The organism is Pseudoalteromonas ostreae (genome assembly GCF_018069805.1).
Taxonomy (GTDB): domain Bacteria; phylum Pseudomonadota; class Gammaproteobacteria; order Enterobacterales; family Alteromonadaceae; genus Pseudoalteromonas; species Pseudoalteromonas ostreae.
Map to the genome: position 1 here is coordinate 13,950 of NZ_JAGPYN010000037.1, position 16,568 is coordinate 30,517.

The 16,568-nt window shown below is 42.0% G+C and carries 11 protein-coding genes; 3 read left to right on the forward strand and 8 right to left on the reverse strand.

The window, feature by feature from the left end:
- Nucleotides 1-20: 20 nt before the first annotated feature.
- The 6 genes from J7338_RS19605 to J7338_RS19630 form a co-directional block, all read right to left on the reverse strand.
- Nucleotides 21-1,361: a sensor histidine kinase gene (locus J7338_RS19605; RefSeq protein ID WP_210798649.1), complete on the reverse strand. Its 1,341-nt coding sequence runs from the start codon at nucleotides 1,359-1,361 to the stop codon at nucleotides 21-23.
- Nucleotides 1,361-2,689, reverse strand: coding sequence for a sigma-54-dependent transcriptional regulator (locus J7338_RS19610; RefSeq protein ID WP_210798650.1), 1,329 nt, complete (start codon nucleotides 2,687-2,689; stop codon nucleotides 1,361-1,363). The genes J7338_RS19605 and J7338_RS19610 overlap by 1 nt, the downstream gene beginning before the upstream one ends.
- A 93-nt stretch (nucleotides 2,690-2,782) precedes the next feature.
- A complete protein-coding gene (locus J7338_RS19615; RefSeq protein WP_210798651.1) occupies nucleotides 2,783-3,991 on the reverse strand; it encodes an ABC transporter permease in 1,209 nt (402 codons plus the stop codon).
- A gap of 10 nt (nucleotides 3,992-4,001) precedes the next feature.
- The gene (locus J7338_RS19620; protein WP_210798652.1) at nucleotides 4,002-5,315 is read right to left on the reverse strand and encodes an ABC transporter permease; all 1,314 of its coding nucleotides are present in this window, start codon (nucleotides 5,313-5,315) and stop codon (nucleotides 4,002-4,004) included.
- A gap of 3 nt (nucleotides 5,316-5,318) precedes the next feature.
- Entirely contained in the window at nucleotides 5,319-6,029 is a 711-nt protein-coding gene (locus J7338_RS19625) for an ABC transporter ATP-binding protein (RefSeq protein ID WP_210798653.1), read from the reverse strand.
- Nucleotides 6,030-6,056: 27 nt separating this feature from the next.
- Nucleotides 6,057-7,310: an efflux RND transporter periplasmic adaptor subunit gene (locus tag J7338_RS19630; protein ID WP_210798654.1), complete on the reverse strand. Its 1,254-nt coding sequence runs from the start codon at nucleotides 7,308-7,310 to the stop codon at nucleotides 6,057-6,059.
- Nucleotides 7,311-8,101: 791 nt separating this feature from the next.
- Between J7338_RS19630 and gltB the strand changes: the two genes are divergently transcribed.
- Complete coding sequence (gltB, locus tag J7338_RS19635) at nucleotides 8,102-12,559, forward strand: glutamate synthase large subunit (RefSeq protein WP_210798655.1); 4,458 nt, start codon at nucleotides 8,102-8,104, stop codon at nucleotides 12,557-12,559.
- 9 nt (nucleotides 12,560-12,568) lie between these two features.
- Nucleotides 12,569-13,984: an FAD-dependent oxidoreductase gene (locus tag J7338_RS19640; protein WP_210798656.1), complete on the forward strand. Its 1,416-nt coding sequence runs from the start codon at nucleotides 12,569-12,571 to the stop codon at nucleotides 13,982-13,984.
- Between the two features lie 267 nt (nucleotides 13,985-14,251).
- Here J7338_RS19640 and J7338_RS19645 read toward each other — a convergent pair whose 3' ends face one another.
- Nucleotides 14,252-14,842, reverse strand: a complete 591-nt coding sequence (locus tag J7338_RS19645; RefSeq protein ID WP_210798657.1) for an AbiU2 domain-containing protein — start codon at nucleotides 14,840-14,842, stop codon at nucleotides 14,252-14,254.
- Between the two features lie 142 nt (nucleotides 14,843-14,984).
- Between J7338_RS19645 and J7338_RS19650 the strand changes: the two genes are divergently transcribed.
- Nucleotides 14,985-15,986 carry an IS110 family RNA-guided transposase gene (locus tag J7338_RS19650; RefSeq protein WP_210798658.1) on the forward strand — a complete coding sequence of 334 codons (1,002 nt, stop codon included), beginning with the start codon at nucleotides 14,985-14,987 and terminating at the stop codon, nucleotides 15,984-15,986.
- 65 nt (nucleotides 15,987-16,051) lie between these two features.
- On the opposite strand, the gene istB is transcribed toward J7338_RS19650, so the two are convergent.
- On the reverse strand, nucleotides 16,052-16,568 hold a 517-nt coding region (gene istB, locus J7338_RS19655; RefSeq protein ID WP_210798659.1), incomplete at its 5' end, for an IS21-like element helper ATPase IstB.

Consider the following 16,568-nt stretch of genomic DNA (forward strand, 5'->3'; position numbering starts at 1 on the left):
GCAGATCAACAAAAAGCCGCTTAATTGCGGCTTTTTTGTGATTGTTTGTTAGGACTGTGGGGCAAAGTGACATGAACACTAAGCCCGCCGTGCTGACGATTGTGTAAGCTAATTTGACCATGATGAGCTTCGACTATTTCACGGCACAATGCTAACCCCAAACCACTACCGGCGACTTTAGTTGAATAAAATGGGAGCAAGGCATTGGCCATCACTTGCTCACTCATACCTTTACCTTGGTCGTTCACGCTGATATGTGTGCCTTTAATATTCTGTGTAACAGTGACACTTATATGTTCGCTTACAGAGCCTGATTCGTGAGCATTTTTTATTAAGTTGATCAGTAGCTGCTCGACTTGAGTCGGATCAGCCAGTGTATGTACGTCGTTACTTATATCGAGCATAAAACACCATTGATTTTGTAGTTGTTTGAGCAACACTTGCCAATCAATTTTAGCTGGTTGGGGTGTCGGCAGTTTGGCAAATTTGCCATAGCCTTGTACAAAGTCGTTTAAATGTTTGATGCGTTCAGAAATGGTAGCAAACACGCGGCTAAGTCTGGGTTCGTCTACTTTCTCACTGAGTAACTGGCCGCTGTGTAGCATTGACGACATGGGACCCAGAGAGTTATTAAGCTCGTGACTGATGATCCGAATGACCTTCTTCCATACCTCGACTTCTTGACGGCTAAGTTCGCGGGTGAGTTGTTTAAAGACATATAAGTAATGGTATTGATTGTTAAGTAATAACTTACCGGTTGATAAATGCCACGCTTGAGATTCTTGGTCTTCAGTATCTAGTGTAAATAAACCATCACTACCACGCGTTAAAGCATTATTTAATTGCGGATGAGTGTTAGTAAGCAGTTGCTCAAATTGGCTACCTTCAAGGGCTGTTTTGGCATTAAAAAGATCTCGAGCGCTGTAATTACTATAAACAATAAAGCCTTTATCATTTTTTAATAGTACGGCTTGAGGTGAGCTTTGTAGCACTTTATCAAGCATCAGCTCGCGCTGATAGATCCATTGTTTCTCTTGGCGTAATTGCTTTGCAGTTTGATTATACAATTGACACAAGCGGCCTAATTCATCGTTGCCGTTATAAGCTAGTAAGGTGGCTAATTCACCGTCTTTAAAATTAAGCAAACCAGTTTCAAGTGAGTGTATGCCTTGCACCAGAGTGCGGCTGAGTCGAAAAGATAAATAACTTGCCAGCAGCGATGTGAGCAGCGTTGTTATAAGTAATAAAGGCCAGCTTAAATAGGTTAACCAGTAGATGAGCCAAACAGGAATAAGTGCAGAGATGTTACATATCAGCACTATTTTACAGGTGAGAGACAGTGCAGGTTTATTTTTTTCCATTAGTAATCAATCTCAAATTTCTGCAAACGGCGGTACAGTGCTTGACGACTTAAACCAAACTGCCTGGCAACTTTTGCGATCACTCCTTGGTGCTGACGCATAGCTTGTTCTAGTTCTACTCTACTGGGTTCTTGTTTAGCAAAGTTAGTGTGCAGCGGTTGCAATTGTAGAGCAAAATCATCAAGGGTAATGTCGCCATGTGGTTTGAGTACCGCAGCGCGTTTACAGGCGTTTTCTAGCTCTCTAACATTGCCAGGCCAACTGTGCGCGAGTAATCCTTGCTCTGTTGTAAGCGACAATTCGCGCTCGCCTAAGAAGTGTTTAGCCAGTGCTAAAATGTCATCTGGTCTTTGCGCTAAACTGGGTAAATTTAGCTCAATCACGTTGAGGCGATAATATAAGTCTTCTCTAAATCGACCTGTATGAATGGCCGCTTTTAAATCTTCATTGGTAGCTGAAATAACCCGTACATTTACTTTTTGTGTTTGTGTTGAGCCGAGTCGTTCAAACTCACCGGTTTGTAACACGCGCAGTAGTTTCATTTGCCCTGATAAAGGCAGGTTACCAATTTCATCTAAAAACAGTGTACCTCCATCAGCGGCCTCAAAGCGACCAATTCGCTGTTTGGTGATGCCAGTATAAGCACCCGCTTCAGCGCCAAATAATTCGGCTTCAATTAAATCATGGGGTAGAGCCCCCGCATTAACGGTTAAAAAAGCTCTGTTATTTAAATGCGAGTTTGCTTGGATTATACGCGCTATACGTTCTTTACCACTGCCATTTGCACCTGTTATTAGTACAGAGACATCTGACTTAGCGACTTGTATTGCCATATTGAGAATTTTTTCCATGGCGGTACTTTGATAAACTAAACCAACTAAGTTGGCATCGGCTAAACTTGCTGTTCGCTCTTGCTGGTGGCGCTCATAAGTGGCGTTTTGTTGTTTTGTTTGGCCAAGTTCAATTAAGTTATTAACACAGGTCAGCAATTTACTATCGTCCCAAGGCTTGGGTAAATAATCGGCGGCCCCCGCTTTCACCAGTTCAATAGCGGTTGCAAGCTCCGTCCACGCGGTGATCAAAATAATTGGCAAGTGTGGGTTGAGCTCTCTTAATTGGTAGAACAGCGTTTTACCTTCCTCGCCTGAGGTGGTGTCATTACTAAAGTTCATATCTTGGATAACCAGCGCGATACGCTGGTATTGCACTATTTGTAACGCTTCAAGTGGGTTTTTTGCCGTGACCACCTGATAGTCATGAATTTCTAATAGTAGTGACAAGGCCTCTAAGATAGCGGGATTGTCATCGACAATAAGTATTTTTTCCATGTGAATTTAATCGCTGTTTATTTTTATGTAGATAAAGGTTTGTGAAAATGCTATACCGAAAAAAGCTCAGTGTAGCATAGGTTGGGAATTGCTCTATATGGTTCTAGTTGCGATACTCGGCGATATGTTGGCCGCACGTTGTGCGGGGCCAAACACGGCAAGTAAGCTCATTACAAATACTATAATGGCAGTACCTGCAATATAGCTCGGTGGCAGTGAGGCAATTGAAAAGTGCTGCATTAACAATTGCCCAAGTAATAAGGCTGCGATACAACCTAAGATTAAGCCAACACCACAGATCATCGCATTTTCAACTAAAAAATAGTTAATAATAGCTGATTTTCTGGCACCTAATGCACGGCGGGTACCAATTTGCTTAGTACGTTTGCTGATATTAAATAAGGTTAAGCCAAAGATACCTAGTGCGGTGACTAATACTAAAATAGTGATCAGCACAATCAGCATACGCATCATGAGTTTATCTGCTGCAACATATTCATCTTTGAGTTCATCTAGACCTTTTATATTGTTGATCACCCGTTTGCTGTAATTTTTTAGCATCAGATTTTCAACTTCTTTCATCACAGCATCACGTTGGTCTGGTTTGGTTCTAACCACAAATTGTGCGTAAGTTTTGCCTTGAATATAAGGGATCAGCGCCACATTATTTGGGTGACTATCTTTAAGCCAAGGGCCTTTCATTGGCGCTGTTATACCGATAACCGTTAAAGGTAAGTCACCAAAATAAATGGTTTTTCCTAGGCCATCTCCCTTTGGGAAAAGCTCATTGGCTAACGCCTCGGTAACGACAGTGACATTGGTTGTTCTATCTGTTGGCGAATTTGAAATGAGTACTTCATCTTCACTAAAATTACGCCCGGCAATCAATTTTACGCCATATGTGTCTAGGCCGTGTTCATCAATATGAAAGTAAGCGGTGCGCACACTTAGGCTTTCTTGTGGTGCTGGTTTCAAACTAAAGCTTGATGCACTGCCACTACCGGATAGGGGAATACTGCTGCTTTGTGCTGCATTTACAACCCCAGGTAGGGCTCTTAACATCGCTACGTCTAATTCAAACTGTTGGCTGGCATCAATATCTTTACCAAAGGTCATCACATTGAACTTAAACAAGTCTTGCTCTGGATATCCGGTTTCTTGGTTTAAAAAAGCGATTCTATCTTGAATGATAAACGCCGCATTGCTGACAATAGCCGTCGTAATCGCAATTTGAATTAAGAGTAATATTGCGCCTACCTTTGAGCGACACAGTGCATGAAATATAGGTTTGATTTCTAACATGAGTAGCTCCTTATTGGCTCTTTAAGTAAATGGCAGGGTTGGTTTTACACACTAACCAAGCAGGGTAAAGCCCAGCAACAATGCAAGTAGTTATTGCGATAACTGGGGCACTCAATAACATGACTAAATCCATCGAGGCTATGTTTTTGTAATATTCGTAACTTTGCCTTACCCCGAGTAGGCCAATTTGTGCAAGTACAATACCTAGCAAACCGCCGATAAAACCAAGCATGGCTACTTCTACTAAATGCTGTAGAAAAACTTGTCGCTTACTTGCCCCTAAAGCACGGCGCACGCCTACTTCCGGTGCCCGACGCAAAAACTTCGCTAGCAATAAACCAAGGATATTAGCTAAGCACACAGCTAAAAACATAAAGCTTAAGCCGACCAATATTTTGTTGTCTTCACTAACGACATTGTTGTATTGCATCCATTGGTTTACATCAAGCAAGCTATATTCAGGTTTTTCTCGCGTAAAGCGGCCACGCTTTTTTTGCTCTTGAATGTAAGAATTAAGGTAATTGTTGTAGTTTGCTTTTTGTTCAGGGTTATCTAGTTGCGCCCAAAACTGGATCCACACTATTTCCGATTGCATTTTATCGGCGTAGCTGTAGATATTTTCATGTTTCCAGCCATTGCTATTGCCCCAGCTGGTGAGCTCTTTTGCTTTAATTAAACTAAATGGCAAAAATAAGTCTGCTACTTTATCAAAAGCGCCGTTATTCAAATCATAATATTTGAGGTTGAGGGGCCAGTCAGCAATGACACCGACAATTTGATAGCTATCGTCATCCAAGTAGACTAGTTTGCCAATGGAGTTTTCACCCGCAAACAACTTATCGTTCAGCTCTTTTGAAATCACCACCACAGGGGCGGCAGATTGCTCTTGTTGCTCACTCCAAACACCGCCATAAATAAATGACACATCAAACATATTAAAGAAATCTGGTGTGGTCATGCGTGCTTCACCAGTAAACGGCTTTACTTTATCTGAGTCTAAATACACCGAGAAGCCTGTGCGCATCATGGCCACTTTTTTATTTGGAATAGGCGCATTATGTAAATTTACGGCATCTTGATAAGTCAATTGCATGGGGATATCGTCACCCGTCCACCACGTATGACCTTCATCCATGGTTTGTAATTGTACGTTATACAATTGACTGCTTTTATGCGGGATAGGATCGCTCGACATCATGTGATAAACGCTTAAACTGGTCATGGTTACACCAATACCAATAGCAATGGCTAGCACCATTAACATGCTTACCAGTGGTGTGCGCTTAAAGCTGCGCCAACTTAAATCGAGGTAATGTAATAGCATGGCTTAGGCTCCTGCAACATTTTTAAGATTTTGTGCGCCTTGATACAGCGTAAAGTCGGCAAGTTGACCATCAACCACTTGAATATTACGTGGTGCTCTGCGAGCAAGTTCGGGATCATGTGTCACCATAATGATGGTCGCGCCGTCACGATTAATTTGCTCCAGCAACTCCATCACTTGGCGTGCCATTAAGCTGTCTAGGTTACCGGTTGGTTCATCCGCTAATAAAAAGCGCGGCTCTCCGGCCAGGGCGCGGGCAATCGCTACCCGTTGTTGTTGACCACCTGATAACTGCTGTGGTAAATGCTTGGCGCGAGAAGCCAAGCCTACTTGCTCCAAGCATTGTTCAATTCGGCGTTTACGTTCACTTGCTTTAATACCTCGGTAGCGCAGTGGCACTTCAATGTTTTCATATAAATTTAAATCAGGGATCAGGTTGAAGCCTTGGAAAATAAAACCAATTTTTTGATTGCGACAATCCGCCCGTTGATTGTCGTTGAGTTTGCCAACATCAATGCCATCAAGCAGGTATTCACCACTGCTAAAAGGTTCTAACATACCTGCGATATTTAAAAAGGTGGTTTTTCCCGAGCCACTAGGGCCAGTTACCGCGATAAATTCGCCTTCTTCTACGTGTAAATTAAAGTCGCGTAGTGCATGGGTTTGCACCATTTCTGTTTGATACAGTTTGCTGATATTGTTCATTTTAAGCATGAGTTGATCCTTGTAATATGTTTGTTCTTATCTCAGTAATAATGTTGGCGCTTGTTTAAAGTTATCGTAACTGGAGATGATCAGCTGATCGCCTGAGCTAACACCTTGCAGCAATTCTATTGCGTTGATGCTGCTTGCCCCGGTTGTGATATTTACCAGTTGCGCGGTGTCGCCGATAACTTTGTAAACCTGCGTACCACCTTGCTGCATAAATGCACCGCGTTTGATTTGTAAAACGTCATCACGGTTTTCTAATAAAATGCGTGCTGTTAAGCGTTGATTCTGGCGAATACCTTTGAGCTCTTCGTCAAAGCGTACTTGAGTAGTTACTTCACGATTGTTAACTTCCGGCGAAATTGCCGACAACACACCAGTCACTTTTTTTGCCCCGAGTGTGAGCTCAACTTCCATTCCGAGTCCAAGTTCGTTGGCGTAACTTTCAGGTACTTGCAGTTGTGCTTCAAAATTACTTAAATCAACCAGCGTCATTAACGGCTGACTTTGGGTAACGGCTTCTTTTTGTTGTACAAGCAGGTTACCAACAATGCCGGTGACGCTGGCTTTAATAGTTAAGTTTCTGACTTGGCGATTTAAATCATCAACGATCAGTTGTTGGCGAGCGAGATCGCGCTCTGCAGCTTTGAGTTCAAATGCAAGGGTATCTTTAGCAAGTTCAACTTCTTGTTGAGCGTGTTTGTAAGAAAGCTTTGCACGGGCAAGATCATCAACTGCTTTTTCTAAATCAATTTGGCTGATCAAGTTTTTTTCGATAGAAAGCTTAGCACGGCGATTTTCCCTGTCTGCTGCATTGAGCTCTACTTGGGCGAGATCAAGCGTTTTGGTTAAGCTTAACTTTTGTCGACGTGCTTCTAAGTGCTTACGTTGTAATTCACCATCAAGGCGGGCTAACACCGATTGTTGCTGTTTTAGTTCATTATTGAGTTCTGGGCTATCGACTAACGCGATAATGTCACCTTTATTTACTTTATCACCGGCTTTAACTTGTAAATCCACATAGCCACGTTCTGGGCTATAAACCTTGGGAGCATTTGCTGCAACAATTTTACCGCTGGCGGCTACATCACGTACTAAACGACTAATATTAACGGTCGCAATTTGTAATGAAGCCCGATCAACAGAAACACTGCCTTGATTGTTACCCATAAATGCTTGTGCACATAAAGCAAGTACGGCAAGTGATAGCGCCAGCACTATTAATGGTTTTTTGTAACTACGTCTTTGCGTAATACTTACATCTTGTCCGCTGGTATCTTTTATCATGAGTGATCCTTAGCTATGTCTATTCTCGCAGTAAGTGATCATCAAGCTCACTACTAAGACAGTGATTGGTGAAACTAAAAATAAACTGAGAATAAACATAAGTTCTGTCCTGTAATTATCTTTTAATGTTTATTCGAATATCATGCCACTATTTAATGTCATGATTTTAATGAAATAATTATTTGTTTTTAAATTATTTGGTGTCCGCGGACATAAATTGTGTCCACTGCGGACACTTTGCTATGGCGGCTAAGAAGCTGTTGCAGGCGTCAATAGGGTGAGTAAGCTAAAAACTTACTAACTAGCGTAAATTATGCAAAATGTGACTGGTGTGATGATAACTATGCATTAATTAGTGGCTTTAAATTTACCCATAAAAAGACACTAGAAAGAGTATTTACTCTAATGTGCACTGTGGTATCGACCTTGAACGACAGCAAAGAGATTGAATAAAAATTAAAGTATTTATTTTCGCCACATAATTAAGTGAATATTTATTCATTTTCACACTTGTTTACGTTAACGTAAACTGCAGGTTTGTAGTGCGGTTATTTTACAACTTGTTAAATATGACACCCGTGTCATAAAAAAATAACGGGTAAAATATCGCTAAATGTTAAAAATAGGCATGAAATAAAAAGATTGTGTTGTGGTGAGAAATATTCAAGAATGTGAATATATATTCAAAGTTCTATTGACTCAATATACAATTGGCGATAGTTTTGACTGTCTGCTAGCACACCGTCGAAAAGGTCATTCATAGCTAGCTGTTGTAGCAAGGGGAGGGGTCTATGTTATACGACTCAAAATTAGAAAAAGATAATTGTGGCTTTGGCTTAATTGCCCAGGTCAATGGTCAAGCTAGTCATCGCTTAATTCGTACAGCGATCACCGGCTTAGATCGTATGGAACACCGTGGTGGTATTTCTGCCGATGGTAAAACAGGCGATGGCTGTGGTCTATTATTACAAAAGCCAGATAGCTTTTTTCGTGCTATTGCCGCTGAAAAAAATTGGCACTTAGGTAAAAATTATGCCGTAGGTATGATTTTCCTAAATTCAGATCCAGTACTTGCACAAACTGCAAAAGATATATTGAGTGAAGAACTCGAAAAAGAAACCCTCAATATTCAAGGTTGGCGCGTAGTACCAACTGATGGATCATGTTTAGGACCTATTGCAATAAAGCAGTTACCTAAATTTGAACAGATCTTTGTTAATGCACCTGAGGGCTGGCGTCCAAAAGATTTAGAGCGCCGCTTATATGTTGCTCGTCGTCGTGCTGAAAAACGTTTAGCTAGCGACGACGGTTTTTACATTGCGAGTTTATCTGGCTTAGTGACTATCTACAAAGGCTTAATGATGCCGGTGGATCTGCCTAACTTCTATTTAGATTTAGCCGATATTCGCATGACCAGTGCGATTTGTGTTTTCCACCAACGTTTTTCGACTAATACGCAACCGCGCTGGCCTTTAGCTCAGCCGTTTCGTTATTTAGCACACAATGGTGAAATCAACACTATTCAAGGTAACCGTCAGTGGGCACGTGCTCGTTCATATAAGTTTTCATCGCCGCTTATTCCTGATTTACAAAGTGCCGCGCCATTTGTTAATGAAACTGGCTCAGATTCATCAAGCTTAGATAACATGCTGGAGTTGTTTTTAGCTGGTGGCATGGATTTATTCCGTGCTATGCGAATGCTAGTGCCACCTGCATGGCAGAAAAACCGTGCGATGGATGATGACTTACGTGCATTTTACGACTTTAACTCAATGCACATGGAACCATGGGATGGCCCTGCTGGTATCGTGATGTCTGATGGTCGTTTTGCGGCTTGTAACTTAGACCGTAATGGCCTTCGTCCTGCACGTTATGTGATCACTCAAGATGGCTTTATTACCCTAGCCTCAGAAGTAGGTATTTGGGATTACACTGCGGATGAAGTGGTTGAGAAAGGCCGCGTTGGCCCTGGTGAGCTGTTAGTTATTGATACTCAGTTAGGTAAAATTTGGCACTCAGACGAAATTGATCGCGATCTTAAATCTCGCCATCCATACAAAGCATGGCTTGAAGCCAATGTTAAACGCCTAACGCCGTTTGAGCAGTTATCTGAGCAAGACGCAGGCAATCGTTCGTTTGATGATCAAACATTACTGAAATATCAAAAAATGTTTGGTTACACCAATGAAGAACTTGATAGCGTTATTCGCGTGATGGGTCAAATTGGCCAAGAAGCAACAGGTTCAATGGGTGATGACACGCCATTTGCAGTGCTTTCTGAGAGCAATCGTTCATTGTTTGATTACTTCCGTCAAAAGTTTGCTCAGGTCACGAATCCGCCAATCGATCCTTTGCGTGAAAACCATGTAATGTCGCTGGCGACCTGTATCGGTAGTGAGCAAAACGTGTTTAATGAGACCACCGGCCACGCTAAGCGCCTTCAGTTTGATACGCCAATACTAATGTATGCTGATATGCAGCAGCTACTCAGTGCCGATCAAGCGCATTACAGCTACTGTAAAATTGATATCACCTACAGCAAAGAAGAAGGCCTTGGCGATGCGGTAACCCGTATTTGTGATGAAGCACAAGAAAAAGCCGCTGCTGGCTGTGTCATGTTGTTTCTAAGTGACCGTAATTTTGATGAGAATAAGTTACCAATTCCTGCCGCTATGGCTGTTGGGGCGGTACAAAAGCGTTTAGTTGATAATAACTTACGTTGTGAATCAAATATCATCATTGAAACTGGTAGCGTGCGTGATGCGCATCAATTTGCGGTATTAATTGGTTTTGGTGCAACGGCAATTTACCCATACCTTGCTTATGAATCACTGGTTGCGATGAGCGACTCTAAAGTGATCAACAAAAGCTATTGTGAAGTCACGTTGGCGTACCGTAATGCAATCAACAAAGGCTTGTACAAGATCATGTCAAAAATGGGTATTAGTACAGTGGCATCGTATCGTTGTTCAATGTTGTTTGAAGCGGTTGGTTTATCAGACGCTATTGTTGATACCTGTTTTAATGGTGTGGCGAGCCGCATTAAAGGTGCGTGTTTTACAGATTTTGATGACGACCAGCGTAAACTTCACACATTAGCATTGAGTAAGCGCAAATTACTCAGCCATGGCGGCTTATTAAAGTATGTACATGGCGGCGAGTATCACGCGTACAACCCAGACGTTATTCAAACGCTACAAAAAGCGGTGCGCTCAGGCGAATATTCTGATTATAGCGTATACGCAGATCTTGTTAATAAGCGCCCAATTGCCACATTACGTGACATGCTTGCACTGAAACTGCCAGCAGAGGGGATCAGCATTGATGATGTTGAGCCAGCAACTGAGCTATATAAGCGTTTTGACTCGGCGGCAATGAGTATCGGTGCATTATCGCCAGAGGCGCATGAAGCGCTTGCAATTGCGATGAACCGCTTAGGTGGCTGTTCAAATTCAGGTGAAGGCGGCGAAGACAAACTACGCTATGGTACAGAGAAAAATTCACGTATCAAGCAAGTTGCCTCGGGTCGTTTTGGGGTAACACCGCACTACTTACGCAGTGCTGACGTTATTCAAATTAAAGTAGCGCAAGGTGCAAAACCAGGTGAAGGCGGGCAATTGCCGGGCGAAAAAGTAACCCCCTATATTGCTAAGCTTCGTTACTCTGTGCCGGGTGTAACTTTGATTTCACCACCACCACATCACGATATTTATTCGATTGAAGATTTAGCTCAGTTAATTTTCGATTTAAAACAAATAAACCCTAAAGCGTTGATCTCAGTAAAACTGGTTTCAGAGCCAGGTGTTGGCACGATCGCAACGGGTGTTGCTAAAGCGTATGCTGATTTAATTACCATTTCAGGCTATGACGGCGGTACTGGCGCAAGCCCGCTTACCTCGGTTAAATACGCAGGTAGCCCGTGGGAACTTGGCCTTGCTGAAACGCAGCAGGCGCTGGTTGAAAACGGTTTACGCCATCGTATTCGTTTGCAAACAGATGGCGGTTTAAAAACTGGCCTTGATATCATCAAAGCAGCTATTTTAGGTGCAGAGAGCTTTGGTTTTGGTACTGGCCCTATGGTGGCGCTTGGTTGTAAGTACCTGCGTATTTGCCACCTAAATAACTGTGCAACTGGTGTAGCAACCCAAGACGAAACATTGCGTCAAAAGCATTACCATGGCTTACCTGAGATGGCGATGAACTACTTCAAGTTTATTGCTCAAGAAGCACGTGAAATCATGGCAAGTTTAGGTGTTGCTAATTTAACAGATTTAATTGGTCGTCTTGATTTACTCGAAGCCATTGAAGGTAAAACCGCTAGGCAGAAAAAAATTGACTTATCGTCAGTCATTGCTCAGCCAAATAACCCGACCGGTGAAACCCTGTTTTGTAGTGCGCCAAACTCGTCGCATTACTTAGGTAAGTTAAACGAAACCTTACTTGCTAAAGCACAACAAGCAATTGACGAAAGCACAGGTATTTCACTGGTAAGCCGTATTTGCAACACTGACCGTTCAGTGGGGGCGATGTTATCAGGTTATATAGCCGATAAGCATGGCAATCAAGGCATGGCAGCTGATCCTGTCTCGATTGAGTTACACGGAACCGCTGGTCAATCATTTGGTGTATGGAATGCCGGTGGCCTTGAAATGACGCTGGTCGGCGATGCTAACGATTACGTTGGTAAAGGCATGGCTGGCGGTAAGTTGGTTATTCGCCCACCACTGGGTTCGTCATTTGAAAGTCACAAAGCGACCATCGCAGGTAATACCTGTTTATATGGTGCAACGGGTGGCAAGCTGTTTGCTGCAGGTTGTGCTGGAGAGCGTTTTGCGGTTCGTAACTCAGGTGTGCAAGCGGTTGTTGAAGGTGTAGGTGATAATGGCTGTGAGTACATGACCGGCGGTGTGGTGTGCGTGCTGGGCAATGTAGGCGTGAACTTTGGTGCAGGTATGACCGGTGGCTTTGCCTATATTTTGGATGAGCGTAATGACTTTGAAAAACGCATCAATCCAGAGCTAGTCGAAGTGGTGCTGTTAGATGAGCTAGCGTCACACCAAGAGCATTTGCGTGGTCTAATTGCTGAGCATTTAGAACTAACAGGCTCAAGCCGTGCAGAAACTATTTTAGCCAGTTTTGAAACGTATTTGCCAAAATTCAAACTAGTTAAGCCAAAATCAAGTGATGTGAAAAGTTTACTCGGGCATCGCGCTCGTAGTAGTGCTGAACTTCGTGTTCAAGCACAGTAAGGGGGTAGTATGAGCGAAAATGTATATCAATTTATAGACGTGCAGCGGGTTGATCCCCGCAAAAAGCCAATTTCGTCACGTAAAAAATCATTTGTTGAAATTTACGAACCCTTTTCAGAGAAGCAAGTAAACTCACAAGCGGACCGCTGCCTAGATTGTGGTAATCCGTATTGTGAATGGAAATGCCCAGTGCATAACTATATCCCACAGTGGTTAAAGTTAATTCGTACTGGCCGTATTCTTGAAGCTGCGGAGCTATCACATCGGACCAATAGTTTACCAGAAGTGTGTGGCCGGGTGTGTCCGCAAGATCGTTTGTGTGAAGGTTCATGTACATTAGACGAAGAGTTTGGTGCAGTAACAATCGGTAATATTGAAAAATATATTACTGATACTGCATTTAAAATGGGCTGGAAGCCTGATATGTCGTATGTAGTATGGACCGATAAAAAAGTAGCTATAATCGGTGCCGGCCCTGCAGGCCTAGGTTGCGCTGATATTCTAGTGCGTAATGGTGTAAAACCAGTGGTATTTGACCGTCACCCAGAAATTGGTGGCTTGTTAACCTTTGGTATTCCATCGTTCAAGCTTGAAAAAGAAGTCATGCAAAAACGTCGTGAGATTTTCACTGAAATGGGGGTTGAGTTTAAACTTAACACCGAAGTAGGCGTTGATATCACGATGGATGAAATATTGGCAGAATACGACGCAGTATTTTTGGGAGTGGGGACTTATCAGAGTATGCGAGCGGGCCTTGAAAACGAAGATGCACCAGGCGTACATGATGCATTACCGTTCTTAATAGGCAATACCAACCGCGTAATGGGTTATGACGAGTCTAATCAAGCATATATCGATATGGCAAACCAAAAGGTAGTGGTACTAGGTGGCGGTGATACTGCGATGGACTGTGTACGTACTTCAATTCGTCAAGGTGCGGAAAAAGTAATCTGTGCTTATCGTCGTGATGAAGAAAACATGCCAGGCTCAAAACGTGAAGTGAAAAACGCCAAAGAAGAAGGTGTTGAATTTACTTTTAACGTGCAACCAACCGGTATAGTACTAAACGACAACGGCCATGTTGCAGGCGTACAAATGGTGAAAACCCAAATGGGTGAACCAGATGAAAAAGGCCGTAGCCGCGCCGAGGTAGTACTGGGTTCTGAGCATGTGATTGAAGCCGACCAAGTACTCATGGCGTTTGGTTTCAAACCACACAAAATGGATTGGTTAGAAAAGTACGATGTAGAAATAAACCACTGGGGCGGCATTAATGCACCAGAGCAAGGTGAATTTACTCATCAAACAACCAACCCTAAAATCTTTGCTGGCGGCGATATCGTACGTGGCTCAGATTTAGTAGTTACCGCCATCTTCGAAGGGCGTAACGCCGCTGAAGGGATCATGGACTACTTGAAAGTGTAACGTTTTAAAGGTTTAAGAATGTAAAAAGCAAGCCCGATGGCTTGCTTTTTTTATGGCTTGGATAGTAGAGTTTTAAGCGCTAAGTCGTAAAATTTAAGCCATAAGCTTTAAGTTTGCGCGGTGTTAAATTAAGCAACGTAGGTAGGGGGCAACTAAACCCAACGAGAAAATAGCCTATCAGTCAGCATCAAGGCTTTGCATTATCGGTTTTGTTAAATGTGCCAGAAACGGACAGTCGCAACCTTAGACCCTTGTTATGTAACTTTATTAAAGTAGGTTAGTTATATTTTTATAATCATCTTTGTGCAGACTATTATAACTGACTTTATACCCTAGTATATATGGAATATAATTGTTTATAATTTCTTGAGCTTGAGTTATCAACTCTTGGTAATCAGATTGCGTTAATTCCCATTCTTTAAAAACATTAATACCTGAACTTGCCTTTTTCATGTTGGTATGAGCAATTCCATTGTTACGTAACTGGTTAATAAGTACATTGACTAATTTGTTAGTTTTTGGGTCGCTGTTATTAATATTTTGAATAACTAATTCACTTAAATTACAGGAAGGTTCGATCATAAACTTTAAATTATTTAGTTCTGCTTTAACTATTTCAAGCCATGTTTTAATAGATAGTACTTTTTCATGAGTATCGTAAACTCTTGATAAAATAATTCTTACCGATGTTAAGTGAGCATTAAACGTCATTGACCAAAAGTGTTCACTTTTAGAAAACTTGCTAGGAGAAGAAATGATTTCGGCATCTAGTTTTAAGAGTAAATCCCAATGCATCGATAACATTTGAATATCACTTACTAATTCAGATGTTGTTTTCTCAAACTCTTCGATATTCAAATACACTCCAGTTACCAACGCTTTAATAAGCGGCACGTTTTTAGTGTCCGCTTGATTGACTTGATACTCATTGAGCCTCCTCCCCAGCATCGCGATTATTCGCTAGGCTGAAAAGGCAACCAACCTTACAGGAGAAAGCTCAATGAACTTTTACAATAACATGCATCCATATTATTGTGGAATCGATTTACATGCGCGATTGCTTTACGTCTGTATCATTGATAATACAGGACTTATCCTTGTTCACAAGAAAATTAAAGATGACCCTGGAGCACTACTAAAGCTACTTAAGCCCTACATTGGCGATATTGTTGTTGGCGTGGAGTGCATGCATTGCTGGTATTGGGTCGCTGATTTTTGCAAAGAGCACACTATCGACTTTATTCTAGGTCATGCCCTATACATGAAGGCAATTCATGGCGGTAAAGCTAAAAACGATAAAATAGATTCGTATAAAATAGCCAAACTTATCCGTGGTGGTAACTTTCCACTCGCTTATGTGTATGACAAAGATATGCGTGCTACGCGCGACTTATTACGGCGAAGAACCAAAATTGTTCGTCATGGCACTGATTTAAAAGCCCATGTAGCCAATACTGCCAGCCAGTACAATTTACCTGCCCACAATGTTAACTTAAAGAACGTTTGCGACAGAGAAAAGATGCGCTATTACTTCCCTGATCCCGTTGTGCAACGATCTATTAATTTAAATATGGCCATACTCGATTGCTATCACAATGAGCTTAAGCCTTTAGAGCATTATATTGAAAAAATGGCCAAGCAACACAACCCTGTTCACCTTAATATTTTGCAAACAATTAATGGTATAGGCCGTATTCTTGCACTCACCATTATTTACGAAATTGGTGATATCAATCGCTTTTCAAGCGTACAAAAGTTCGCTTCATACAGTCGGTTGGTCAAATGCAAAGCGGAGTCTGCTGGCAAAACCTATGGCACCCAAGGTAATAAAATTGGCAATGCACATCTCAAATGGGCTTTCTCGGAAGCAGCCGTATTACTGCTGCGCCACAATCATAACGCTAACAAATACCTTGAAAAACTACAAAAGCGAATGAGCAAAGCCAAAGCACTGTCAGCGCTTGCGCATAAGCTTGGTCGCTGTGTTTGCGTATTCTCATGACTTTGATCACCGATTCTCATCAGCTTTGATCACTTGATTTATCATTTTGTAGAGCCGTTTTTAAATTAGCTTAACTGATCATCATCAGTCAATTTATTTAACTGTTTTCGTATCGATTCTCCTTTTAAGTTCAACTTAATCGAACCATGAATTAGCCTATCTAAAATGGCGTCAGCATGGGTTGATTCTCCGATCATCTCATGCCAGTTTTCCTGCGGGAGCTGACTTATTATTATGTGTGATTTATACCCATACCGCGCATCGATTAATTCGAGTAAGTCACCTCGTTGCTGCGCACTCAGTGGTTCAAGCCCCCAGTCGTCTAAGATCAGTAGATCATACTTTATTAGCTTCGCTAGTAATTTTCGGTAACTACCATCCGCTTGTGCTAGAAACAGGCTTTCGAGTAGTTCTTTTAATCGAATATAGTAAACACTTTTTCCTTGTAGGCAGTGCTCATGCCCTAAGGCACATGCGAGGTAGGTTTTTCCACAGCCTGTTGCCCCAGTGATTAAGATATTTTGGTGTAAGTTCAGCCAGCTATTTTGGCTTAAGTTACGTATCTGTGCTTTTTCTATATTG

What these genes read in the sequence shown, in the direction of transcription:
- J7338_RS19640 (WP_210798656.1), top strand. Translation starts at nt 12,569, where the DNA reads ATGAGCGAAAATGTATATCAATTTATAGACGTGCAGCGGGTTGATCCC.
- J7338_RS19610 (WP_210798650.1), bottom strand. Translation starts at nt 2,689, where the DNA reads ATGGAAAAAATACTTATTGTCGATGACAATCCCGCTATCTTAGAGGCC.
- J7338_RS19630 (WP_210798654.1), bottom strand. Translation starts at nt 7,310, where the DNA reads ATGATAAAAGATACCAGCGGACAAGATGTAAGTATTACGCAAAGACGT.
- J7338_RS19605 (WP_210798649.1), bottom strand. Translation starts at nt 1,361, where the DNA reads ATGGAAAAAAATAAACCTGCACTGTCTCTCACCTGTAAAATAGTGCTG.
- gltB (WP_210798655.1), top strand. Translation starts at nt 8,102, where the DNA reads ATGTTATACGACTCAAAATTAGAAAAAGATAATTGTGGCTTTGGCTTA.
- J7338_RS19625 (WP_210798653.1), bottom strand. Translation starts at nt 6,029, where the DNA reads ATGCTTAAAATGAACAATATCAGCAAACTGTATCAAACAGAAATGGTG.
- J7338_RS19620 (WP_210798652.1), bottom strand. Translation starts at nt 5,315, where the DNA reads ATGCTATTACATTACCTCGATTTAAGTTGGCGCAGCTTTAAGCGCACA.
- J7338_RS19615 (WP_210798651.1), bottom strand. Translation starts at nt 3,991, where the DNA reads ATGTTAGAAATCAAACCTATATTTCATGCACTGTGTCGCTCAAAGGTA.
- J7338_RS19650 (WP_210798658.1), top strand. Translation starts at nt 14,985, where the DNA reads ATGAACTTTTACAATAACATGCATCCATATTATTGTGGAATCGATTTA.